Source organism: Methylobacterium sp. Leaf99 (assembly GCF_001422375.1).
GTDB lineage: Bacteria > Pseudomonadota > Alphaproteobacteria > Rhizobiales > Beijerinckiaceae > Methylobacterium.
Genome location: NZ_LMMU01000007.1, coordinates 550,868 through 571,871 on the forward strand (window position 1 = coordinate 550,868; position 21,004 = coordinate 571,871).

At 66.9% G+C, this 21,004-nt stretch carries 20 protein-coding genes; 7 read left to right on the forward strand and 13 right to left on the reverse strand.

Annotation, left to right across the window (positions count from 1 at the left end):
* The first annotated feature begins 121 nt into the window (after window positions 1-121).
* A complete protein-coding gene (locus ASF28_RS13425) occupies window positions 122-2,284 on the forward strand; it encodes a molybdopterin-containing oxidoreductase family protein (protein WP_056093225.1) in 2,163 nt (720 codons plus the stop codon).
* Window positions 2,285-2,604: 320 nt separating this feature from the next.
* Here ASF28_RS13425 and ASF28_RS13430 read toward each other — a convergent pair whose 3' ends face one another.
* Together ASF28_RS13430 and ASF28_RS13435 are read right to left on the reverse strand one after the other, a co-directional pair.
* Complete coding sequence (locus ASF28_RS13430; RefSeq protein ID WP_056093228.1) at window positions 2,605-3,237, reverse strand: tyrosine-type recombinase/integrase; 633 nt, start codon at window positions 3,235-3,237, stop codon at window positions 2,605-2,607.
* Between the two features lie 241 nt (window positions 3,238-3,478).
* Entirely contained in the window at window positions 3,479-4,354 is an 876-nt protein-coding gene (locus ASF28_RS13435; RefSeq protein ID WP_056093231.1) for a helix-turn-helix domain-containing protein, read from the reverse strand.
* Window positions 4,355-4,463: 109 nt separating this feature from the next.
* Between ASF28_RS13435 and ASF28_RS13440 the strand changes: the two genes are divergently transcribed.
* The 4 genes from ASF28_RS13440 (at window position 4,464) to ASF28_RS13455 (ending at window position 8,614) form a co-directional block, all read left to right on the forward strand.
* Window positions 4,464-5,237 (forward strand): SDR family oxidoreductase, encoded by a 774-nt coding sequence (locus tag ASF28_RS13440; RefSeq protein WP_056093234.1) that lies wholly within the window; start codon window positions 4,464-4,466, stop codon window positions 5,235-5,237.
* 157 nt (window positions 5,238-5,394) lie between these two features.
* The gene (locus tag ASF28_RS13445; RefSeq protein WP_157085588.1) at window positions 5,395-6,582 is read left to right on the forward strand and encodes an adenylate/guanylate cyclase domain-containing protein; all 1,188 of its coding nucleotides are present in this window, start codon (window positions 5,395-5,397) and stop codon (window positions 6,580-6,582) included.
* Between the two features lie 278 nt (window positions 6,583-6,860).
* Window positions 6,861-7,382 carry a DUF1993 domain-containing protein gene (locus ASF28_RS13450; protein WP_056093240.1) on the forward strand — a complete coding sequence of 174 codons (522 nt, stop codon included), beginning with the start codon at window positions 6,861-6,863 and terminating at the stop codon, window positions 7,380-7,382.
* Between the two features lie 149 nt (window positions 7,383-7,531).
* Window positions 7,532-8,614 (forward strand): molybdopterin-dependent oxidoreductase, encoded by a 1,083-nt coding sequence (locus tag ASF28_RS13455; RefSeq protein WP_056093243.1) that lies wholly within the window; start codon window positions 7,532-7,534, stop codon window positions 8,612-8,614.
* A 123-nt stretch (window positions 8,615-8,737) separates the two neighbouring features.
* On the opposite strand, the gene ASF28_RS13460 is transcribed toward ASF28_RS13455, so the two are convergent.
* From ASF28_RS13460 to ASF28_RS13510, 11 genes are all read right to left on the reverse strand, one after another.
* Entirely contained in the window at window positions 8,738-9,412 is a 675-nt protein-coding gene (locus tag ASF28_RS13460) for a glutathione S-transferase family protein (RefSeq protein ID WP_056093246.1), read from the reverse strand.
* Window positions 9,413-9,528: 116 nt separating this feature from the next.
* The gene (locus ASF28_RS13465; RefSeq protein ID WP_056093249.1) at window positions 9,529-10,299 is read right to left on the reverse strand and encodes a molybdopterin-dependent oxidoreductase; all 771 of its coding nucleotides are present in this window, start codon (window positions 10,297-10,299) and stop codon (window positions 9,529-9,531) included.
* Entirely contained in the window at window positions 10,296-10,940 is a 645-nt protein-coding gene (locus ASF28_RS13470) for a cytochrome b/b6 domain-containing protein (protein WP_056093252.1), read from the reverse strand. The genes ASF28_RS13465 and ASF28_RS13470 overlap by 4 nt, the downstream gene beginning before the upstream one ends.
* A 60-nt stretch (window positions 10,941-11,000) precedes the next feature.
* The gene (gene msrA / locus ASF28_RS13475; protein ID WP_056093254.1) at window positions 11,001-11,747 is read right to left on the reverse strand and encodes a peptide-methionine (S)-S-oxide reductase MsrA; all 747 of its coding nucleotides are present in this window, start codon (window positions 11,745-11,747) and stop codon (window positions 11,001-11,003) included.
* A 51-nt stretch (window positions 11,748-11,798) separates the two neighbouring features.
* Entirely contained in the window at window positions 11,799-12,293 is a 495-nt protein-coding gene (msrB, locus tag ASF28_RS13480) for a peptide-methionine (R)-S-oxide reductase MsrB (protein ID WP_056093257.1), read from the reverse strand.
* A gap of 44 nt (window positions 12,294-12,337) precedes the next feature.
* Complete coding sequence (locus tag ASF28_RS13485) at window positions 12,338-13,081, reverse strand: NrsF family protein (RefSeq protein ID WP_244475008.1); 744 nt, start codon at window positions 13,079-13,081, stop codon at window positions 12,338-12,340.
* Window positions 13,074-13,664, reverse strand: a complete 591-nt coding sequence (locus ASF28_RS13490) for a sigma-70 family RNA polymerase sigma factor (RefSeq protein ID WP_056093260.1) — start codon at window positions 13,662-13,664, stop codon at window positions 13,074-13,076. Before ASF28_RS13490 ends, ASF28_RS13485 begins: the two co-directional genes overlap by 8 nt.
* A 102-nt stretch (window positions 13,665-13,766) precedes the next feature.
* The gene (locus tag ASF28_RS13495; protein WP_055950135.1) at window positions 13,767-14,024 is read right to left on the reverse strand and encodes a pentapeptide MXKDX repeat protein; all 258 of its coding nucleotides are present in this window, start codon (window positions 14,022-14,024) and stop codon (window positions 13,767-13,769) included.
* 82 nt (window positions 14,025-14,106) lie between these two features.
* Entirely contained in the window at window positions 14,107-16,083 is a 1,977-nt protein-coding gene (locus ASF28_RS13500) for a protein-disulfide reductase DsbD family protein (RefSeq protein ID WP_162240003.1), read from the reverse strand.
* Window positions 16,084-16,205: 122 nt separating this feature from the next.
* Entirely contained in the window at window positions 16,206-16,838 is a 633-nt protein-coding gene (locus ASF28_RS13505; RefSeq protein ID WP_056093266.1) for an NrsF family protein, read from the reverse strand.
* A 39-nt stretch (window positions 16,839-16,877) separates the two neighbouring features.
* Window positions 16,878-17,573, reverse strand: a complete 696-nt coding sequence (locus ASF28_RS13510) for a DUF1223 domain-containing protein (RefSeq protein WP_056093269.1) — start codon at window positions 17,571-17,573, stop codon at window positions 16,878-16,880.
* Window positions 17,574-17,989: 416 nt separating this feature from the next.
* Here ASF28_RS13510 and ASF28_RS13515 point away from each other — a divergent pair, with 416 nt between their 5' ends.
* Entirely contained in the window at window positions 17,990-19,156 is a 1,167-nt protein-coding gene (locus ASF28_RS13515) for a DUF3095 domain-containing protein (RefSeq protein WP_056094203.1), read from the forward strand.
* The gene (locus tag ASF28_RS13520; RefSeq protein ID WP_056093272.1) at window positions 19,153-20,886 is read left to right on the forward strand and encodes a patatin-like phospholipase family protein; all 1,734 of its coding nucleotides are present in this window, start codon (window positions 19,153-19,155) and stop codon (window positions 20,884-20,886) included. Before ASF28_RS13515 ends, ASF28_RS13520 begins: the two co-directional genes overlap by 4 nt.
* Window positions 20,887-21,004: the final 118 nt, after the last annotated feature.

The window sequence follows — 21,004 nt, forward strand, 5'->3', positions numbered from 1 at the left end:
CATTCTTTTGGCCCTTCCACCGGACCAAAATTTGGAATTGTTAGCACTAGAGTGCATTCTGATGACGCACCGGGCCGGCCCGCCAGAAAAATAAGGCGAGACGCTCGGCCGTGGAGGAAACATGAACGAGATCGTCAAGCCGGACTCCCTGCTCGTCGCCCAGGCCGAGAGCCTGACCGAGACCTTCTTCGGCGGGTGTCCGCACGATTGCCCCGACACCTGCTCGATGATCTTCGAGGTCAAGGACGGGGAGCTGCTCGGCGTGCGCGGCAACCCGGATCACCCGATGACCCGGGGCGGCCTCTGCGTGAAGCTGAAGGACTACGAGAAGCGCCACTACCACCCTGACCGCCTGCTCTACCCGATGAAGCGGGTCGGGCCGAAGGGCTCCAAACAGTTCGAGCGCATCACCTGGGACGAGGCGCTGGACACCATCGTCACCCGCTGGAAGGCGATCATCGACAGTCACGGCCCGCAGGCCATCGCGCCCTACAGCTACCTCGGCAACCAGGGCCTCGTGCACGGGCTGAACGGCGGCGACGCCTTCTTCAACCGCATGGGCGCCACGGTCATGGAGCGGACCTTCTGCGGCGAGGGCTCCTGCACCGCGTGGCTGCTGACGGTCGGCCCGACGGCCGGGCTCGACCCTGACAGCTACATCCACTCCAAGTACATCGTGATCTGGGCGTGCAACTCGGTCAGCACCAACCTGCACCACTGGGCCATCGTCAAGGACGCCCAGAAGAAGGGCGCCAAGGTCGTCGTCATCGACACCTACGCCTCGCGCACGGCGAAGGCCGCCGACTGGCACATCGCGCCGAAGCCCGGCACCGACGGCGCGCTCGCCATGGCGCTGATCAACTCGATCATCGAACAGGGGCTCGTCGATCAGGACTACGTCGACAACCACACGGTCGGCTTCGAGGAGCTGAAGGAGCGGGCGAGCACCCGCACGCCGGAATGGGCCGCCGCGATCACCGGCGTTTCCGCCGACGACATCCGCACGCTCGCCCGCGAGATGGCGACCGAGCAGCCGGTGGGCATCCGCATGGGAGTGGCGCTGGAGCGGCACTACGGCGGCGGCCAGACCATCAGGGCAGTGTCGTCCATCCCGGCGCTGACCGGCGCCTGGCGCCACGTCGGCGGCGGCGTCACCCAGTTCGGCGTCTGGGAGCACCCCTACAAGTTCGACGTGATGTGCCGGCCCGACCTGATCCCGGAGGGCACCCGCGTCGTCTCGAACCTCCAGATCGGGCGCGCGCTTACCGGCGAGCTGAAGCTCGACCCGCCGATCCTGTCGATGATGTGCTGGAACTCGAACCCCGTCACGCAGGCGCCCGAGACCGACAAGATCGTGGAAGGGCTGATGCGCGAGGACCTGTTCATGGTCTCGGCCGAGCACTTCATCTCCGACACGGCGTCCTACGCCGACATCCTGCTCCCGGCCACGATGGGCGCGGAGATGGAGGACATGATCCTGTCCTGGGGCCACCTTTATCTCACCTACAACACCAAGTGCGCCGACGCGCCCGGCGAGGCGATCCCGAACAACGAGATCTTCCGCCTGCTCGCCGCCCGGCTCGGCTTCGAGGAAGAGAACTTCAAGTGGACCGACACGGAGTGCCTGGAGCACTACGTCGATTGGAACGCCCCGGCCTGCGAGGGCATCGACCTCCAGTACATGCGCGAGCACGGCTTCGCCCGCCTGAAGGTCGGCACGCCGGACGACCGGGCGCCCCACCGCGAGGGCAACTTCCCGACGTCGACCGGCAAGTGCATGTTCATGGTCGAGGGTGCCACGAACTTCGTCGCGCCACCGTTCCGGCAGATGTACGAGGGCTTCCAGCCCGGCGAGGCGCTTGATCCGCTACCCGACTACCTGGGCCCGCGGGAATCCCACGCCAACGACCCGGAACTCGCCAAGCGCTTCCCGCTCAACATCGTCTCGCCGAAGAGCCACTACTTCCTGAACTCCTGCTACGCGAACATGGAAGACAAGCAGAAGGGTCAAGGCGAGCAGTTCGTGATGATCAGCCAACACGACGCCGACGCCCGCGGCATCCGGGATGGTGACCGCGTGCAGGTCGCCAATGACCGCGGCGCCTTCAAGGGCGTAGCGCGCATCACCGAGGACGTGAAGGCCGGCATCGTGGTGGCGACGCTGGGCTACTGGCGTCAGCTCAACGAGGGTACGGTCAACAGCATCTCGTCGGGCGCCTTCACCGACATGGGCCACGCTCCGTCGTTCTCGGACAACCTTGTCGAGGTTGCTCGGGCGAACTGAGGTCAACGATTGGCTGAGCAACAAACAGGCGTCCTACGGGACGCTTGTCCCTGGTCACCGGGTTCTTTGGTCAGCCTGCGCCGAGAACGCATTGTGAGAGCCCCCGGGTCTTCGTCGAAAGCACAGCCAGGTGTCCGCTTCTTCCACCCTTACGCCCGAAAGCGGACCGGCAAAAATCCACCCAAGGCGGAAAGGCGGGGTTGGTCAGAGAACGTCTATATCCAAGACATTATCTTGACGGGGCAAACGACTGCACCGGACGCGCTGCGGTCATAGAGACTTCATGGCCTCCTCGACGTTGCCGCCGAGGAGGCCGGGCTTCATATTTCAGTCCCTTCCGCCAAAGCGAGCGCGTCTTCAACGTCCACGCCGAGATAGCGTACCGTACTCTCAATTTTGGTATGCCCGAGCAGGATTTGCACCGCGCGTAGGTTGCCGGTTCGCTTGTAGATCAACGCCGCCTTTGTTCGGCGCAGAGAGTGCGTACCGTAGTCTTCGCGCCGTAGCCCGATGCCCGTGACCCATTCATCCACCAGTCGGGCGTACTGCCGGGTGCTTATGTGAGCCTCGTGGTCGATCCGGCTCGGGAAGGTGTAATCGTCGAGCCCGCCCCCTCGGCACCCCAGCCAAGTTAGAATGCTGGTACGTGCTGGTTCCAGCAATTCGAATTGAACAGGCCGCCCAGTTTTTCGCTGAACGACGATGACGCGCGCGCGTACATGCCCGCCGCTCACGAGCTCACCGATCTTCAATTTGACGATATCGCAACCGCGCAGCTTGCTGTCGATGGCGAGGTCGAACATAGCGCGGTCGCGTACACGCCGCTCTCCGTCGAGCCAGAAGCGAATGGCCCAAACCTGCTGTGGTTTGAGAGGGCGTTTGGCGCCCAGCTTCCGTCCTGCATTCCACGGTCGGCGATTCTTGAAGGTTGGGTCGTACTCTGAATGTCCCATTTCTCATCTCCCAACCGGCAGATGCCGGCCGGGAGAGAAAGGGCGCTGCGAACGTGGCCAGCGCAGTATTGGCTCGACGTTTTAAATGTGCGTCTCGGAGCTGCCAGGTTGAGAAGCCGCCCCACCGCGTCCGACCCAACCTGGCCATCCATCGCGCCCTTCGAATTATCCAAAAGAAGACGTTCGATGCACAGGCGAAAGCAAGGTCTCGAAACCGCTCAAAGGACCTCCACGAGCAGCTTCAGGCACGCAGTGCCCCTGGTGTTAGGCCGTCCTCCCGACGCATCACGGATGTCAGGTGACTCTGGCTAGAGAACCCGCATGTCAAAGCGATCTCTGCCAGAGTCATGGGTCCACCGAGGATGAGTGTACGCGCATGATCGAGACGCATGCGGGTAAGGTACTGATGAGGGCTCGTGCCAGTGCGCTGCCGGAAGGTGCGGAGCAATTGGCTGGACGAGAGACCGACAACGCTCGCGATGTCGTCAAGCTTCACGGTACCGGCAAAATTCGCAGACATGTAATCCCGCAGCCGCCTGAACTGTCGGTCGGACAAACCGGCACCGACCTGTTTTACGCTGCGGGCGCCATATTGCTTGAGCAAGTGGAACCCCAAAAGGTTCAACAGCGAGTCCAATTGCAGGTCTGGCATGCCCGTATCGGCGTCGCATCGGAGCTCGTCACGGAGCATTTCGCCTAGAATGGCCACACGGCGATCCAGGACCGGTAATGCGTCTGACATGACGGTTGCTGATGGCAAGTCGAAGCTGTCTTGCGCCACCTTATCGAGCCAGCGTTCCGACAGGGCGAAAGCCGCGACCTCCTTGTGCTCGTGCCATCGCGCCCAGTAATCCGCACCAGCAGGCACGATCTCGCACATCCCGCTGGTGGCGGACGCAGTGCGTATCCTCGTCCCACCTAACCGCGTCTCGCGATTTGCGAATGGCGCGAACGAGAACAATACCAAATGATGGGGAATGGTTTGGCTGATCTCCCCGGCATCTCGCTTATTCCACGCCGCCGTGCCGAAATCCGTTCGGACGAGCCGCCCCCAGTTCGGCACGGGATCTTCGGCGGTGGCGACGTCGGGAAAGCCAGGCTGGTCGAGTTGATCCATGATCGCTTTCCGTCCGGAATGCGCGGCTTCTACTACGAACGCGCAATTTCTGAAAGCCAAGCTTGGGAGCTTCGGCTAGTTTTCTTCTGCTCAACAAAGAGGGAAGACTATGACAAATACAAATTCAGGCGGGGATCTCAGTGGTAAGATCGGATTAGTTACTGGCGCAACGCGTAACCAAGGCAGGGCCTATGCTGTGATGCTAGCGCAGAATGGCTGTCGCGGCGTGGCGGTTCACTATCATGGCGAGCGTTCGCGCGGCGAGGCTGAGGAGACCGCCGCCGAGATCGAGCACCTTGGCAGCACCCCTCTCCTGGTCAGTGCGAACCTTGCTCGGGTCAGCGAAGTGACAGAACTCTTCGATGCTATCGACCGTCAGTTCGGACAACTGGACATTGTGGTGAACACCGTCGGCAAGGTGGTGAAAAAGCCCTTCGTGGAGATCACTGAGGACGATTTCGACCAAAGCTTCGCGGTCAATACCAAGGCTGCCTTCTTCTGCATGCAGGAGGCCGCGAAACGCATCTCGGATCACGGTCGGATCATTAACATAGGGACGACGCTACAGGCCGCCACCACCGGACTGTACTCGATCTACGCAGGGTCGAAGGCGCCCCTCGAACATTTCACCCGTGCCCTGGCCAAGGAAATCGGCGCTCGGGGTGTCACGGTCAATACAGTCGCGCCGGGTCCCTTGAACACGTCCTTTTTCTACCCGGCCGAAACCGAGCATTCCACTGAATTCCTGAAGGGTATGAGCGTCCAGAATCGCCTGGGCGAGATCGATGAGATCACGCCCCTCATCGCTTTCTTGGCCGGTCCGAGCAGCGGTTGGGTTACGGCACAGACCCTGTTCATCAACGGCGGATTCATCGCACGCTGAGACCGGCGGCGGGTATTCTGAACCCCTGCAAGAGACATATGGATGTCATGTAGCTGTCGCCCCGCTGCAGCGGAGCGGCAACCAAAGCCTCATGACCCATCGAGATGTCCGTCATTCCGTCCCCATTCAGATCGACGGTACGAGAAAATTGTAAAGCTTGCTCGGGGAGCGTCTGTGGATTAAGAAATCCCAAAATAATCGCGAATTTAGCTTTTCTGTAATTTGGGTTGTGATCGATCCAGAGGGAGCATCTGCTGTGCAGTCTGAAGTTTCCTCCCCGATGAGATTCGCAGGTGTGCAGGGAAGGGTATTCGAATTTATTCGAGGTTCCGCCTCGTTGAGTTACGTTCTTATATCCGCAATCGTTATATTTCTACTCGACACATGGAGTCCATTACATTTCGCCGTTGCTGTTCTATATAGCGTCGTCGTGGTTCTGGCGACCCTTTGGTTTAAGCGCCTTGGTACGATCAGAACTGCGGCGTTCTGTGCGTTTCTAACGGGCCTGAGCTACATCATCACTCACGGAGCAGATCTGGATAGTGCTGCCTCGGCCCGGACATTGATCAGCCTCGCCGCCATTGCGATCACGACAAAACTGGCTCTGCTAAACATCGCCACTCGTGAGCGGCTAATCATGGTCGGTAAGGAAAAAGACAACTTAGCTCGATTTTTTCCGCCTGCCATCGTCGAGCAAATCGCTACGAACGACATCGCGCTATCGACGACACGCTACGAGCCTGCCGCGGTTCTGTTCGTCGATATGATCGGGTTCACGAAATTCTGCAGCGTTCTGCAGCCGCAGGACGTGATCGCCATGCTTCGTGAATTACTATGCACCTTGAGCGCCAGTGTGTTCGAGCACCAGGGCACCGTGGACAAGTTCACGGGCGACGGTTTGATCGCGGTATTTGGCCTGCCCGTAGTGAACGACCTGAGTGCCACGAACGCCGTACGATGTGCGCTGACCATGCAGGCGAGGCTCCAGGCATGGAACGATGAACGTGCGGCGTCGGGACTGGAAGCGGTCGCCGTTGCCATCGGCATCCATTACGGCGCTGTCGTGCTCGGCGATGTCGGATGCGAGAGCCGGCTCGAATTGACGGTCCTGGGCGATACCGTGAATGTTGCGAGCCGCGTCGAGCATCACTGCCGTGAAGCTAAGGCCTCGATCCTGATCACGGACGCTGTTGTCAGGCGCATGCAGAGCGAGGGAAGTGAGGGGGCGGTAAGAAGGTTCACCGACCGAGGGTTTCACACGATCCGGGGACATTCGGATGCCATACGACTATTCGCAATTCCGAGAGATGCAGCACTAAACGTCAATCAGCTTCTAGCAGGGTGATGATCTCTGAGTTTTTTGGATGGTTCGCCGCCGATACGGCGCATCCATTCGTGTCCGGACTCTGGTTCTTCGCGCACAAAAGCTGACCGACCGCTTACCACCCGACCCGGTCGTCGAACGGACGGGCGGGTCCCGACCCATGCCAGACGCCCGGACCATCCACATCGCGTCCCAGAAGCGGTCGTTCGTCGGGCGTCCGGCACATTCGCTCGAAGCACACTTCCACGGTGTGCGCCATCTCACTGCGTCTTCGATGGCAGGTGCCTTAGCCACCCTGGATGAGCATCAGCATCCACGACGTCAGCGTCCCGATCTTCGTTAACGCGCTACGCAACATGAGCGCGTGGCTCGACAAGGCGGCATCGGAAAAGCCGGAAGCCGAGTTGTTCGTCCAGCGGCTGGCACCCGACATGAAGCCTCTGCCTGCCCAGTATCAAATGGCGTCCGACAGCGCGAAGAACGCGGTGGCACGGCTCGCCGGGATCGAAGCGCCCTCGATGCCAGACGTCGAGGCCAACTTCGCCGAACTCAAGGAGCGGTGTGCCAGGACGATTGCCTTTGTCGAGGGCATCGATCCGGCCGCGTTGGCCTCAGGCGCGGAGCGCGAGGTGGAACTGAAGTTCCCGAACGGCATGGGATACCGCTTCAACGGGCAGGCCTATCTTACCGGCTTCGCGCTTCCGAACTTCTTCTTCCATGTGACCACAGCCTACGGCATCCTCCGCAGCGCTGGCGTGAGCCTCGGCAAACCGGATTTTCTCCAGCATCTCGGGCCGCCGAACATCCACTCCGCGAACTAGTCGTCCAAGATTCCCAGGCCCGAATCCGATCTGCGGGATGGGGTGAACGTGCGCATGACGAATATGCCTCGGCTGCCTTCAGGTCGTCGAGTGAGCCTTGGCGCCGCCGGCGCGTTCACTCCCGTGTCCTCACCCGAACGGGAGTCCCGATGTCGAGCCTATCCGAGCGAAAGGCTCGCCTGATTCTCCATGGCGATCAGCCCTACAATGCCGAACCGCCTCTTGGCCGACTGCGTGCTTCCTACCGGACGCCGGCGGAGGACTTCTATGTCCGCTCGCACGGCGATCTACCGGACCTCGACCCGGACACCTGGCGCCTGACCGTCGAGGGCGGAGCCGGTGTCACGCTGGAGCTGTCGCAGCGCGACCTCCGTACCCGCTTCCCGGAAGCCACGGTCACGGCAACGATGCAATGTGCCGGCAATCGGCGCGCCGACATGCGAGCGGTTGCCCCGGTCTCCGGCGACCCATGGGATGCCGGTGCCATCGGGACGGCCGAATGGACCGGGGTCCGCCTCGGCGACATCCTGCGCGAGGCGGGTGTCGCGGATGGCGCGGATCTCCATGTGGCCTTTGAGAGCCACGACATGGTGGAAGGTCACCCGTACGGAGCCTCGATCCCACTGGGCAAGGCCATGGCGCCCGAGACCTTGCTTGCCTACGCCATGAACGGTGAAGCCTTGCTGCCCGAGCACGGCTTCCCGGTCCGTGCGGTCGTGCCGGGATATGCCGGCGTGCGCAGCCCCAAATGGCTCCGGCGCCTCGCCGTGCAGGACCATCCGTCCGACAACTCGATCCAGGCCGACGATTACAAGCTGTACCCGTCCGACGTGACCGCGGAGACGGCGGACCCGACCAAGGGACACACCATCGACACGATGCCGCTCAACGCCGCGATCTGCGAGCCGGAACGCGGAGCCGCACTCACGGCCGGACGGAACATGGTTCGCGGTTACGCGGTGAGCGGCGACAGGGGCATCGTCCGCGTCGATGTCTCCGGGAACGGAGGCCGGTCCTGGCTGCAGGCAGATCTGGAGCACGAGCCGGATGCGCCGTTCGCCTGGACGTTCTGGAGCGTGGACCTCGACCTGCCCCCAGGCGAGCACGAGCTTGCTGTCCGCGCCTGGGACGCGGCCAGCCAGACGCAGCCGGCGCTACCGGACGATACATGGAACCACAAAGGCTACCTCTGCACCTGCTGGCACCGGGTGCGGGTGCGTGTGACCGGGTAGACCCTTGGTCGCTTGATCACCGTTTCAAATGGTCGAAGGGGCTCGTCAGCTATCCCCGCTCTGATGCCTCCGCCGGATGGGGCGATGCCCAGCAACGGCGGAGTTCGAGGGCAAAGACGATTGTCAGGACTTGAGATGCCGAAACATGTTGGCGCGCGCCTCGTCGTCCATCTCGGGCTTGAAGGGGAAGCGGTCCTTGAGGCCGGCAGCACGCGCGGCGGCTGGGCGGGTAGCAATCTCGTCGTGGTGGCGCTTGAGGTGGGGCAGCTCCGCCCAGGCCGTCTCGCCGAGGACGAAGGGGATCATGCGGGCCCATCCCCAGGCGCTCATGTCCGCGATGGTGTAGGCGTCGCCCACGAGGTAGCGGCGCTGGGCGAGGTGTGCGTTCAGGATATCGTAGTGACGGCGCGCCTCGAAGCTGTAGCGCGCCTGGGCATAGGGCACCTGTTCCGGGGTGAAGTGCCGGAAATGGACCGCCTGGCCGGAGAACGGCCCGACGCCCGTCGCGACGAACATCAGCCAGGACAGGAGTTGAGCCCGGTCGCCACCCGAAGGCGGCAGGAATCGTCCGGTCTTCTCGGCGAGGTAGAGCAGGATGGCATTGCTGTCGAAGATCACATCCGCGTCGTCGACGAGGACCGGCACCTTGCCGTTCGGATTGAGGGCCAGGAAATCAGGCGCGAACTGGTCACCCTTGCGGGTGTCGATCGGGACGGGCTCGTAGGGCAGTCCGAGCTCCTCCAGCAGCAACGCGACCTTCGTCGGGTTCGGAGAGCCGTTGAAGAAGAATTTCAGCATTTCAAAACCTCATGCCGTTCCGTGCCGGTGGCCGCCAAACCGCTCGGCAACTCCCGTTTAGCGGCGGTCCACATGACACCGATCGGCGGATATCGGGCGATTCACGTTCAGACTCACTACAGCCCGGAAAACCAGTTGTAGCCCTGATCTTCCCAGTATCCACCCGGGTAATCGTTCGTCACCGTGATGGCCATGATGTGCTTGGGGTTCTTGAACCCGAGCTTCGTCGGAATGCGCAGCTTGACCGGAAAGCCGTATTTCGGCGGCAGGGGTGCGCCGGCGTAGTCCAGGGCCAGGATCGTCTGGGGGTGAAGCGCGCTCGGCATGTCGATGCTCGTCCAATAATCGTCCCCGCAGGCGAAGCGGACGTAACGTGCGGTCGTGTCGGCCCCGATCCGTTCGAGGAAGGTCCGGAACGGGACCCCCGACCATTGCCCGATGGCGCTCCAGCCCTCGACGCAGACGTGGCGGGTGATCTGCGCTTCCTGCGGCAGGGTCCTCAGGCGGTCGAGGGTCCACGGCGCCTTGTCGGCGACGAGACCGGCGAGTTCGAGCTTCCAGGTCGACCCGTCGATCACCCGGATCTTGCTCGCCAGATAATAGGCATTGAAGGGGAAGTCCGGGGTGATCTCCGAGACAGCGAAGGTCGGGGCCAGGCGCGTGCCCCCGAAGAGGGCACCCTGGACGCGATCGTTCAGCCGCGAGATCCCACCAAGGATGCTCTCCACCTGCGGGTTGTCCGAGATGTCGCAACCGCCGAGCGCGAGGCTCCCCGCCGCGACGAGGCCGCCGCGCAGGAACAGGCGTCGGTCGGCGCGGACGAGGGGCGTCCCAGGGACCGTGAGATCCGGACGCGGGCGGCGGAGAAGGCGATCGAGGGGCGTCATAGCTTCACCACGCGGTTGCGGCCGAAATGGATCTCCCGGCCAATGATCATCGCCGGCAGGGTCCTGGGAACCAGGAGCACCAGGGCGAGATGCACTGCCACGAAGCCGGCGATGCCGGCCATGGCGAGGAAATGGACGATCCGCGCCGTGTCGTAGCCGCCCATCAGCGCCGTCAGGGGCGCGAACTGGACCGGCTTCCAGATCGCGAGACCGGAGAGCACGATGACGATTCCGATGAGCAGGACCGCGACGTAGAGGAGACGCTGAACGGCGTTGTAGACGCCCGGGTCGTGGGGAAGCCTGAACCTCAGGGCGGCGACGAAATCATGCCCGATCTCGCGCGGCCGCAGGGGCGTGAGGCGCCGGCGCAGGTGGCCCGAGATCAGTCCATAGGTCAGGTAGACGAGGCCGTTGGCGACGAGGAGCCACATCCCCGCGAAGTGCCATTGCAGGGCCCCGCCGAGCCAGCCACCCAGGGTGACCGATTTCGGGAACGCCCAATCGCCGAAGATCGGCGAGGCGTTGTAGATGCGCCATCCGCTGGTGATCATGATCAGCATGGCCAAGGCGTTCACCCAATGGGTGATCCGAACGACCAGGGGGTGGATCGGGCGCTCGGCCTGCGGCGAAGAGGGATACATCGGGACCGTCCTGAAGAGGTGGTGGCTGTCGGACCGTCGAGCCCGAGGCGTGGGATCGCGTCAGGCGGGGTCGTGTCCGACGAGGGCCGGAGCCGGCGCGGCGAATTCGGGAAAGAAGCGTTTCAGGTTGCGCACCTTCGCGGCGTCGTTGGCGACGATGTACGGGTGTCCGGGATGCAGGACCATGAAGTCCTGGTGGTAGGCCTCGGCCGGGTAGAACGGAGCACCGAGTTCGATCCGGGTGGCGACCGGCGCACCGTAGCCTCCGGAGGCGTCGAGTTGCGCGATGTAGGCGCGGGCCACGGCGCCCTGCTCGGCATTGCCCGGGAACAGGGCCGAGCGGTATTGCGGGCCATGATCCGGCCCCTGCCGATCTACCAGCGTCGGATCGAGGGCGACGGAGAAGAAGACCCGGAGCAACGTGTCGTAGGAGACCACGCGTGGATCGTAGGTCACCCGGACCGCCTCGGCGTGTCGCGTACGCCCGCTGGAGACGGCCTGGTAGTTCGCGCTTGCTCCGTCTCCGCCGGCATAGCCCGAAACCGCCTGGGTGACGCCGCGGACGTTCTGGAACACCCCCTGCACGCCCCAGAAGCATCCACCGGCGAACACCGCGCTCTGAAGCCGGGCGGGTTCACGCGCCGGTGTCGCGGCGGCCGGCAGGCGCCGGCTCGCTTCCTCGGCGCCGGCCCGTTCGATCGTCATGGAGAGGACGAGGCCGAACAGGGCCAGGACACCGCCGCCGAAAGCCCCCGTCAGGCGCGAGCGATACGGGGGAACGGTCGCGGGCTTAACGATCTGGGACATGGGGGTGGTCCTTTGGGGTGGTCCTTTGCGGGACGGTAAAGACGCGATCGGTCAGGCGGGCTCGAAGCGCAGCGCGACGCCGTTCATGCAGTAGCGAAGTCCCGTGGGGGCGGGTCCGTCGGCGAAGATGTGGCCGAGATGCCCGCCGCAGCGCCGGCAATGCACCTCCGTCCGGCTCATCCCCAGGCTGGAATCCGTCGTCGTGCCCACGGCCTCCGCGAGGGGGGCGGTGAAGCTCGGCCAGCCGGTTCCGCTCTCGAACTTTGCGCTGGAGGCGAATAGCGGCTGGTCGCACCCGGCGCAGGCGAAACGACCGGCGCGCTTCTCGGCGTTGAGTGGGCTCGAGCCGGCGCGCTCGGTGCCGTGCCGGCGCAGGACCGCGTAGCCGTCGGACCCGAGCTGCGCCCGCCAAGCGGCCTCGCTCTTCGCGACGGCGAAGGTTTCGGCCGCGGCGGGGCCGCCGACCAGGGCCCCTCCGGCGGCGCGAAGGAATGTCAGGATGCCGAGTGCCGAGACGCCGGCGGTGAGGATCTGTCTGCGGTCCATGGTGCCGAGTTCCTTGATGCCGGGCTCCTTGCCGGAGGCTCTAGTCAGTCATTCGCCTTGCGGATCGAGCCGGTTACAGGCCGGCCTCGCGGTCCGGCATTTCTGTCGAGGAGGCGGCCGCCGAAAAGACTGTTCAGGCCGACGACGATGAGGACGGCGACGAGGTGGACCAGCAGGTCCGTCGCGGTGGCGTCGTGCGGATGGAACGGCACCAGCAAGGCCGCCGCCGCCGCGGCTGCGGCAAGTCCCCCGAGGGCCGCCGTGAGATTGGGGCGAAGCGGGCAGGCCCGCCGCAGCATCAGCACCAGCAGGACGGACAGCGGCAGCGAGACTCCCATCAGGAACACGAAGCAGCCCCGCATCTCCTCCGGCTCGGCGAGGTTGGCGGCCGGCGCGAGCCAACCACGAAGGCAGCCGAGGCCACTGGCGCCGAGCCAGAGGACGAGCGGGGGGAGCGGCAGCCATGACCAGGCCGCGCTTCGGCCGGGCACGCTGCTCTGGAAGGCCGCCAGCGCAGCTGCGATGGCCGTGAGGATCGCCCCGAGGGCCGCCCAGTGCAGGTCCGGCACACCGAGACGCGCCCGCAATCCCGAGACGTCGGACATCGGCACGAGGAGGAGGCCCACCGTGAGCACCGCGCCGGACCAGACCAGGGTCCGGCGCCCCGGGCCCGGGAGCCGGCGGACCGGCGTCAGCGACCGGGCCAGATCCTCGACGAGATCGTGGATGGAAAGGTCTCGGCTGGCCGGGTCTTGGGTGACCGGGTCTTGGGTGACCGGATCAGACATCCGTGTCTTCCTTGCGGGATGAGAGCGATACGCGGAGGGCCTTGAGACCACGGTGGAAGTTGACTTTGAGCGCCCCCTTGGTCCGCCTGGTGAGCGTCGAGGTCTCGTCGAGGGACAATTCGCGCAGGGCGATGTGCTCGATCGCCTCCCGCTGTCCTTCGGGGAGATGCGCGACGGCCGCAGCGAGGATCGCTGCACGCTCGCGACGCTCCAGATCGTCACCCGGCCCAGGGCCGTCGTCGGCACGCGCCTCATAGCCGAGCGGCTCGTGGACTTCCTGCGGACGACGCCCCTTGCGGCGCAACGCGTCGATGGCCCGCCGCTGCGTGATGGCGCGCAACCACGGCAGGAACGGCCGGGCCGGATCGTAGGTCGCCCGCGCGCGATGAAGGGTGAGCAGGGTGTCCTGCACCACGTCGTCGAGCGCCGCTCCCTGAACCCCCTTGGCCCGTGCCATCGCGGAGATCACCGGCAGGCAATCGCGCAGGAGTGCCCGGTAAGCGGCGGCATCGCCGACCTGCGCCGCCTGCATCGCGGCGGACAGGGCTGCCTCGCCGGACAAGGCCGCTGATCGAACGGGCATGGGATCGGGGATTCCGGACGCTGCGGGGAGAGCCGGGAAGAACCCGGCATGAGGAACGGGCGGCCCGAATGGCCGACCCGCACCGTCCGCATGAGGCCGAACTTACTTCTTCATCGAGTCCTTGGCCATGCCGTCCTTACCCATCGAATCCTTGGCCATGCCGTCCTTGGCCATGGAATCCTTGGCCATGGAATCCTTGCTCATCCCGTCCTTCTTCATTCCGTCCTTGGCCATGGAGTCTTTCGACATGCTGTCCTTGGCCATCCCGTCCTTGGCCATGGAATCGACGGCATAAGCCGGAGCACCGGAGACGGCGGTGGCGAGGACGAGAGCGGCGGCGACGCGGAAGAGAGTGCTCATGTGAGGCGATCCTTCTGGGGTGTACCGAAAATCTTGGCGGTACTGGATTGTCTTTCGAAGGGGTGCCGACGACGGTTACAGGTCAGGGCGAAAAATCCGTCGTGATCTTGTCTGGGCTCTCGCGCTCCGCTCGCTCGATGGCGTCCCGTAGCGTTGCCGGCGCCAGAAGTTCCGGCAGGGCCTCGCCGCGCGGCAGGCCGGGCCCGTAGACGGCCACAAGCGGGATCCCGAAGCGTCCGAAGCGGCGCAGGAAGGCGAGGATGGCCGGGTCTGCCTGGGTCCAGTCCGCCCGCATCGCGACCGCATCGGGCGCCGACAGGCGCGCAAGGGTCTCCGCGCGATCGAGGGTGGTGACGTCGTTGATCCGGCAGGTCAGGCACCAGGACGCCGTCACGTCGACGACGACGACCTTGCCCTCCGCCACCAGGGCGGGGATCGCCTCGGGGGCGAAGGCGCGCCAGGGTCCGTCCCCCACCTGAGCCACCGGGGTCATTCCAGAGCTGCGCGGCCACACCGTCACCGAGACGAGCGCGAGGACGAGGGCCGCGGTGACCAGGCTTCGGCGACGATCGGGAACGCGCGGCCGTCGGCTCAGGGCGAGCCAGCCGAGCAGAAGGGCCAGGATGCCCACCAACCCCATCGCCCGAGGGATGCCGGCCACCTCGGCGAAGACCGTCAGGAGCCATACGGTCGTTCCGAGGAGAAGAAGGCCGAACCCGCTTCGAAGCCGGATCATCCAGGGGCCGGGTCGCGGCAGCAGGCGCGTCCATCCCGGTCTCAGCGCAAGAAGCACGAAGGGGAGCGCCATTCCGAGGCCGAGCGCCGCGAAGACCGTCAGGATCTCGAAACGTCCCCGGGTCAGCGCGAAGCCCACCGCGCTTCCGACGAACGGTGCGGAGCAGGGCGTGGCCAGCAGGGTGGCGAAGGCGCCGGTGAGGAAGGCCTCCGACAGGTGCCCGGACCCGCGCAGGGATCCGAGGGCGGCCAGCGGGCGGGGCAGTCCGAGGGTCACCCACGAGAACAGGCTCGCGGCGAACAGCGCCGTGAGCAGGGCCATGCCGGCGAGAAACCACGGTGCCTGGAACTGGATGCCCCAGCCGACGCTGGCCCCCGAGGCCTTCACGGCGATCAGAGCCAGGGCGATGGCGAGGAAGGACGCGAGGATGCCCGCCGCCGTCGCGAGCAGTTCGGCCCGGACGCTCCCCCGCTGCGCTCCGGCTGCCCGCGTCAACGCGAAGGCCTTCAGGGACAGGACCGGCAGGACGCAGGGCATCGCATTGAGGACGAGACCGCCGAGCAGGGCCGTCGCCAGGATGGCGAGCCACGCACCCCAGCCGGTGCCGGTCGTGGCCGGGAGCGTGACTTCGGCGCTGCGCAGGCCATCGACCAGGGTGATGCGCAGCGCGCTATCCGCAGCGTCCGGGGGCAGGCTCAGGGCGAGCCGGGCCGCACGGCCACCGTCGGCCAGGGCGATTTCCGGAGGGGCGGTCACGACGCCCGTCAGACCCTCGACGAACAGATCCGGCGCGACGAAGGCTCGGCGTTCGCTGGTCACCCGCAGGACCAGGCGCCGGTCGTTCGGCGGTCCCTCCCGGGCCTGCCCGACGAGGGCGAAGCCCGCAGCCTCGGGCGGCCCGGGAACGCGCGCGCGGGCGGCATCGATCAGTCCCGCCTCCGCCGAGGGGCGATCCGGTCCCGCCGGCAGCGCGAGTTCGAGGGTCGCGCGATAGGGCACGCAGACCTCACCGCAGACCGCGTGCACGAGGCGCAGGCGCAGATGCGCGGCCCCGTCGCCACGCCGTGTGAAGCGAAGGGGCAGGACGACGCCGGCTTCGTACACGAACGTCTGGAGGTCGCCGACGGTGAGGCGTCGCGGTGCGGGCCAGGCGATGGATTCGAGCACGAGCCCGTCCGATCCGCTCCAGTCGAAGGTCGGGGCCAAGCCGGCATCGCCCGGGCTGCGCCACGCCCCGTGCCAGCCCTCACCGAACCGAAACTCGAGGCCCGCTTCGACGGGCGATCCGTTGTCCGCGGCGTCCGTGGCCGTCACGAGCCGCACCGCCGCTCGGTCGTCGCCGATCCACGCGGTGGATGCCGCCTGCGCGGGGAAAGCTCCGAGAAGGAAGAGCGGCGCGAGGCAGGCGAGCAGACTGCGCCGGACGGGAGCGATCGGGACCATCCTCAGGCACTTGCGCGAAGCAGGCGCCGGCCGAACCCGGCCCCGGCTCCGGAGAGCAGCGCCACCGCGAGCGCGTGCAGGGCGAGGTCATTCAGCGCCATGGCGAAGGGGTGGAACAGGCCCAGGATCGACGCCGCGGCGGAGGCCGCCGCCAGACCCGCGAGGCCGCCGCTTAAGGATGGATGGAGGGCGTAGCCGCCCTTCAGGATCGCGGCGAGAAGCAGCGCGAAGGGAACGCCGAGCCCCAGGATGAATCCGACGCAGGCGCAGGCTTCCGACAGGGCGATCGGCGCTCCATGCTCCGCGCCTGCGCCGGAGACACTCGCCCCGATCCAGAGCGCAAGGCTCGGCGCGGGTAAAAGGGCCCAGCGCGGATCACGGTCGGGCAGCGTCGCGAGGATCGCCGCCGCCGCCGCGGTGACGGCGGTGGCAATCGATCCGACGGCTGCCAGGACGAGGTCTGGCTCGCCAGCGTGGCGTGAAAGTGCCCCCTTCAGGTCGGCGACCGCCGCGAGGCCGGCGCCGGGGAGAGCGACGACCAGCAGCCAGCCGAGCATCCGCCGGAGCGGTGAGCGCAGGCGCCGGGCGGGAACGAGGCCCCGGGCCAGCGCGTCGATCAGGCGGGTATGACGCAAGGCGCCAGGACTTGGCTCGTCGTTCCAGAGGGGCATGTCTCAAGCCCCTGGCGAGAGGCGTGCGGCTCCGAGGATGCGGCCGTCCGATTGCTGCACGATCACGGCGGCATCCTGCCCGGCCGGCAACGCCTCGCTGAACTGCAGGGGCTCGCCCGACCAGGTGCCGAGGGTGCGCAGCGAGCGCACGACATTGGCCTGCACCAGGGTCCGTCCGCTATTCTCGCCCCGGGCCACGGGGGTGCGCAGGGACCGGTCGAAGCCGACGAGGATCACCCGGGCGCTGCCCTTGCCGGACCCGACCGTCACGGCGATGCGGCCGTTTCGGCGCGCGATCGCGACCTCGGTTCCGGTGCTCACCTCGGCCCGGGCCGCCGCGACGGCCGAGGCGGCCTCCGCACGGCGCGATCCCACCACGCTCCTGCGGCCGTCGATCACGAGCTGCGGCGTGAAATTTCCCTCGCCGAGATGCCCCGCATAGGTCGCCTGCCGCTCGGTCGCGCCCGCGAAGGAGGCGGTGTCCTTCCAGCCGAGATCGTCCCAGTAGGTGACGTGGAATCCCAGTGCCAGAAGGTCGTCGCGACCGGCCAACTCACCGAGCAGCGCTTCCGCCGGCGGGCAGGACGAGCACCCTTGCGACGTGAACAGTTCCACCACCACGGGCCGGGCGAGCACAGGCCCGGACACGAGCATGACCGACGTCAGGGCGAGGAGAAGAGACGTGAGGCGGGACGACATGGCGTACTCCGTGACGCGGCGGGATACCCGTCATTCGTCGCGGGCGACGCCCGGTTACAGTCTATCGGTGGGTCTGTACGGGTCGCAGGGCCCGGTTCGCCGAAGTCCTGATGTCAAAGAACCGTAACGCTGTTCTCGACGACGCATTCGAGCGAAGCTGACCGAATCGTGTCCGGGCGGCGGATCTCCGTCTGCCGCGCGCGACACGCGGGTGGGACTTCCGATTTCCATGTAACCGTGACGGGCCGGTCGGCGAAACCTCGTCAGGGACGCACGCTCGCCCTGCGAAGGTCTCGCCCTGCGAAGGTCTCCGGGGGGGGCGATCACCATCGGAGGAGAAGGGATGCTCGGCGATGCCTGCGCAGCAAGTCCGCCCCGACGGCGTATCCGCTTCGGCCATGCCCCGTGGTCTGCCGATGGAGCCTGAGGAAACCTTCGCCCCGCTCCCGTTCCGCTACGCCGCCGTTCCGCGCCTGACGCGGTTCTCGGACGTGCTCGATGAAGCCTTCTACTTCCCGGTGCCGGACACGTGGTGGATCGCCCTCTGCGACGTGGTGATGTCCACCCGCGCGATCGAGGAGGGGCGCTACCGGTCCGTGAACATCGCCGGGGCCGCCCTGATCGCGGGCGTGCGCAACGCCCTGCCGGAGGCCGACACGCCGTTCGTCTTCGGGGGCGACGGTGCGACCCTGCTGGTCTCACCCGAGCATCGCCAGACGGTCGAGGCGGTTCTGGCCGCGACGGTGACCTGGGTCGGCGAGACGCTCGACCTCACCTTGCGGGCCGGGCTGATGCCGGTCTCGGCGGTGCGGGCCGCCGGACACGACCTCCGGATCGCGCGCTACGCCGCCTCTCCCAGAGTCGATTACGCGATGTTCTCCGGCGGCGGCCTCGCTTACGCGGAGGCTGCGCTGAAGGGTGGGCTCCACGCGATCCCGGCGGCCGCAAGTGGCGCGAAGCCGGACCTCACCGGTCTGTCCTGCCGGTTCGAGGCGGTGCCGGCCCAGGGTGGCCTGGTTCTCTCCCTCATCGTCCTGCCCGAGGCGGGCGCCGACCGGAACGCCGTGCTCGCGAGCCTCGGCGAAGTTCTGGCCGTAGTCGAGGCAAGCCCCGGCATGGGGCGCCCGTTGCCGGATTCCGGTCCCGCGATGCGGCCGCCCTGGTCGGGCCTTCGGGAGGACGCGCGCGGACAAGATCCGTTGGCGGGGTCGCGCTGGCTTCGCCTGGCGAGCCTGTTCCTGTCGCGCAGCGCGACCTTCGCGTTGTTCCGCCTCGGCGTGCCCTTCGGCCGCTTCTCGCCGCGCCACTATCGACGGCGGCTGGCCGCCAATGCCGACTTCCGGAAATACGAGGACGGGCTCCGCCTGACCGTGACCTGTCCGGTCGCGACGGCGGATCGGATCGAGGCGCGGCTCGCCACCGCACAGACGGCAGGGCTGGTGCGGTACGGCCTGCACCGCCAGGAGGCCGCGGTGGGGACCTGCATCACGCCCTCCGTGCTGCGCGACGACCATGTCCATTTCGTCGATGGCGCCGACGGCGGATATGCCCGGGCCGCCACCATGCTCAAGCGGCAGCCATGACGGCACCGGACATCCCGTTCCTGGCCGGCCTGGACCCGGAGGCCGCCGCCGCGGTGCGGGCGCGTATGGTCCCGGTGGCGGTGGCGGGCGGAAGCACGCTGTTCGCGCAAGGCGAGGCCGGGGACGCGCTCTACACCCTGGTGTCCGGGGCCATCGGGATCTCGACCGACGGTGCCATCGGGCCGTCCCGCCGGATCGCCCGGTTGAACCCGCCCGAGAGCTTCGGCGAGATGGCCCTGCTCTCGCCGGCCCCCCGATCCGCCACCGCCACGGCCCTGCGGGATTCCAATCTGCTGCGGCTGGCCCGCGCGGATTTCGAGGCGGTGGTCGCGCATCATCCCCGGATGCTGCTCTACTTCGCGCGGCTTCTTACCGAGCGCATCCGTGCCGGCCAGGAGGGCGAGACGGTGCGGCACAGGCCACGCAGTTTCGCCGTGCTCGCCGTCACCGAAGGGCTCGATGCGGCGGCTTTCGGGAACGCCCTGGCGGCGGCCTTCGACGCCACCCTGCCGGGCCGCACCGGCTGCCTGACACGCTGGCCGGAGGGCGCGGACGAGACCTGGTTCCACGACTACGAGACCCGCCACGCCCGCACGATCTTCGTGGCCCACGAGGTCGGTTGCCCGTGGTGCCGGCTCTGCCTGCGCCACGCGGACCACGTCCTGCTGCTCGCCGAGCCCGGCCGGCCGCCCCGCGACGGGGCCGCCGCCTGGCTCGGGAGCCTGCGGTCGGACTGGATCCGGATGGATCTCGCCGTCCCGCAGGACGCGGATGCGGTTCTGCCCCGCCCTGTCCATCCCGATGTCGCGGCCTTGCCCGCCGCCCTGCGCATTCCGGTGCGGGCCGGCAACGTGAGCGATCTCGAGCGGCTCGCGCGCCTCGCGAGCGGTTCGGCCCGGGGCCTCGTCCTCGGCGGCGGCGGCGCGCGCGGCCTTGCCCATCTCGGGGTGCTGCAGGCCCTGGAGGATGCCGGCTGCGCCCCCGACTTCGTCGGCGGAACCAGCATGGGCGCGGTGGTCGCGGCCAGCCTCGCCATGGGTCTCGGCATCGACCGCATCCGCGCACGGACGGTCGCGTTCTTCGTCGGCAACAATCCCCTCAACGACTACACGCTGCCCTACCACGCGCTGACCCGCGGGGCGAAGGTCGACGCGGGTCTCGCCGCATGGTTCGGCGGCGCCCGGATCGAGGATCTCTGGCTCCCCTTCCTCTGCGTCTCCTCCAACCTGACGACCGGCACCGCGATGGTCCACCGCAGCGGCGACCTGCCTGGCGCCTTACGAGCCAGCATTGCGATTCCGGGCCTGCTCCCCCCGGTCTGCACCGAGGACGGCGTCCTGGTGGACGGGGGCATGATGAACAACCTGCCGGCCGACGTGCTGGCCGGCCTGGAGCGGGGACCGGTGCTCGCCGTCGATGTCGGCAGCGACCGCGCCTTCGGCGACATGCCGGCGCGCTCCTGGCGCGGACGCCTGATCCGGCGGATGCTGGGGGTCCCCGATGCCATGCCGGGCATCGCGCCCCTGCTGCTGCGGGCGGCGACCGTGTCGGGCGATGCGCAATCGATGATGGCGGTCGGCCACGCCGCCGCCCTGCTCAAGCCGCCGCTCGCCGGCATCGACTTGCGGGCCTGGTCGAGCTTCGAGGCCATCGCGGGGATTGGGTACCGCCATACGCAGGAGGCGCTCGCGCAAGGCCGCCTGCGCGCCTGGACCGAGGGCAGCGGATGATCGCGTCCATGAGTCGAGGAGGTAAACCCGGTGCGCCAGCGCACCCGTCCGGGCGCCCGCCCGTAACCCGGATGTGCGCCGCAGCGATGGTCTCGGTATCGCAACCGACGCATCGAGG

What these genes read in the sequence shown, in the direction of transcription:
- ASF28_RS13470 (WP_056093252.1), bottom strand. Translation starts at nt 10,940, where the DNA reads ATGTATCCCTCTTCGCCGCAGGCCGAGCGCCCGATCCACCCCCTGGTC.
- ASF28_RS13510 (WP_056093269.1), bottom strand. Translation starts at nt 17,573, where the DNA reads ATGTCGTCCCGCCTCACGTCTCTTCTCCTCGCCCTGACGTCGGTCATG.
- ASF28_RS13465 (WP_056093249.1), bottom strand. Translation starts at nt 10,299, where the DNA reads ATGACGCCCCTCGATCGCCTTCTCCGCCGCCCGCGTCCGGATCTCACG.
- ASF28_RS13425 (WP_056093225.1), top strand. Translation starts at nt 122, where the DNA reads ATGAACGAGATCGTCAAGCCGGACTCCCTGCTCGTCGCCCAGGCCGAG.
- ASF28_RS13460 (WP_056093246.1), bottom strand. Translation starts at nt 9,412, where the DNA reads ATGCTGAAATTCTTCTTCAACGGCTCTCCGAACCCGACGAAGGTCGCG.
- ASF28_RS13430 (WP_056093228.1), bottom strand. Translation starts at nt 3,237, where the DNA reads ATGGGACATTCAGAGTACGACCCAACCTTCAAGAATCGCCGACCGTGG.
- ASF28_RS13490 (WP_056093260.1), bottom strand. Translation starts at nt 13,664, where the DNA reads ATGCCCGTTCGATCAGCGGCCTTGTCCGGCGAGGCAGCCCTGTCCGCC.
- ASF28_RS13455 (WP_056093243.1), top strand. Translation starts at nt 7,532, where the DNA reads ATGTCGAGCCTATCCGAGCGAAAGGCTCGCCTGATTCTCCATGGCGAT.
- msrA (WP_056093254.1), bottom strand. Translation starts at nt 11,747, where the DNA reads ATGTCCCAGATCGTTAAGCCCGCGACCGTTCCCCCGTATCGCTCGCGC.
- ASF28_RS13485 (WP_244475008.1), bottom strand. Translation starts at nt 13,081, where the DNA reads ATGTCTGATCCGGTCACCCAAGACCCGGTCACCCAAGACCCGGCCAGC.
- ASF28_RS13440 (WP_056093234.1), top strand. Translation starts at nt 4,464, where the DNA reads ATGACAAATACAAATTCAGGCGGGGATCTCAGTGGTAAGATCGGATTA.
- ASF28_RS13515 (WP_056094203.1), top strand. Translation starts at nt 17,990, where the DNA reads ATGGAGCCTGAGGAAACCTTCGCCCCGCTCCCGTTCCGCTACGCCGCC.
- ASF28_RS13520 (WP_056093272.1), top strand. Translation starts at nt 19,153, where the DNA reads ATGACGGCACCGGACATCCCGTTCCTGGCCGGCCTGGACCCGGAGGCC.
- ASF28_RS13435 (WP_056093231.1), bottom strand. Translation starts at nt 4,354, where the DNA reads ATGGATCAACTCGACCAGCCTGGCTTTCCCGACGTCGCCACCGCCGAA.
- ASF28_RS13450 (WP_056093240.1), top strand. Translation starts at nt 6,861, where the DNA reads ATGAGCATCAGCATCCACGACGTCAGCGTCCCGATCTTCGTTAACGCG.
- msrB (WP_056093257.1), bottom strand. Translation starts at nt 12,293, where the DNA reads ATGGACCGCAGACAGATCCTCACCGCCGGCGTCTCGGCACTCGGCATC.
- ASF28_RS13495 (WP_055950135.1), bottom strand. Translation starts at nt 14,024, where the DNA reads ATGAGCACTCTCTTCCGCGTCGCCGCCGCTCTCGTCCTCGCCACCGCC.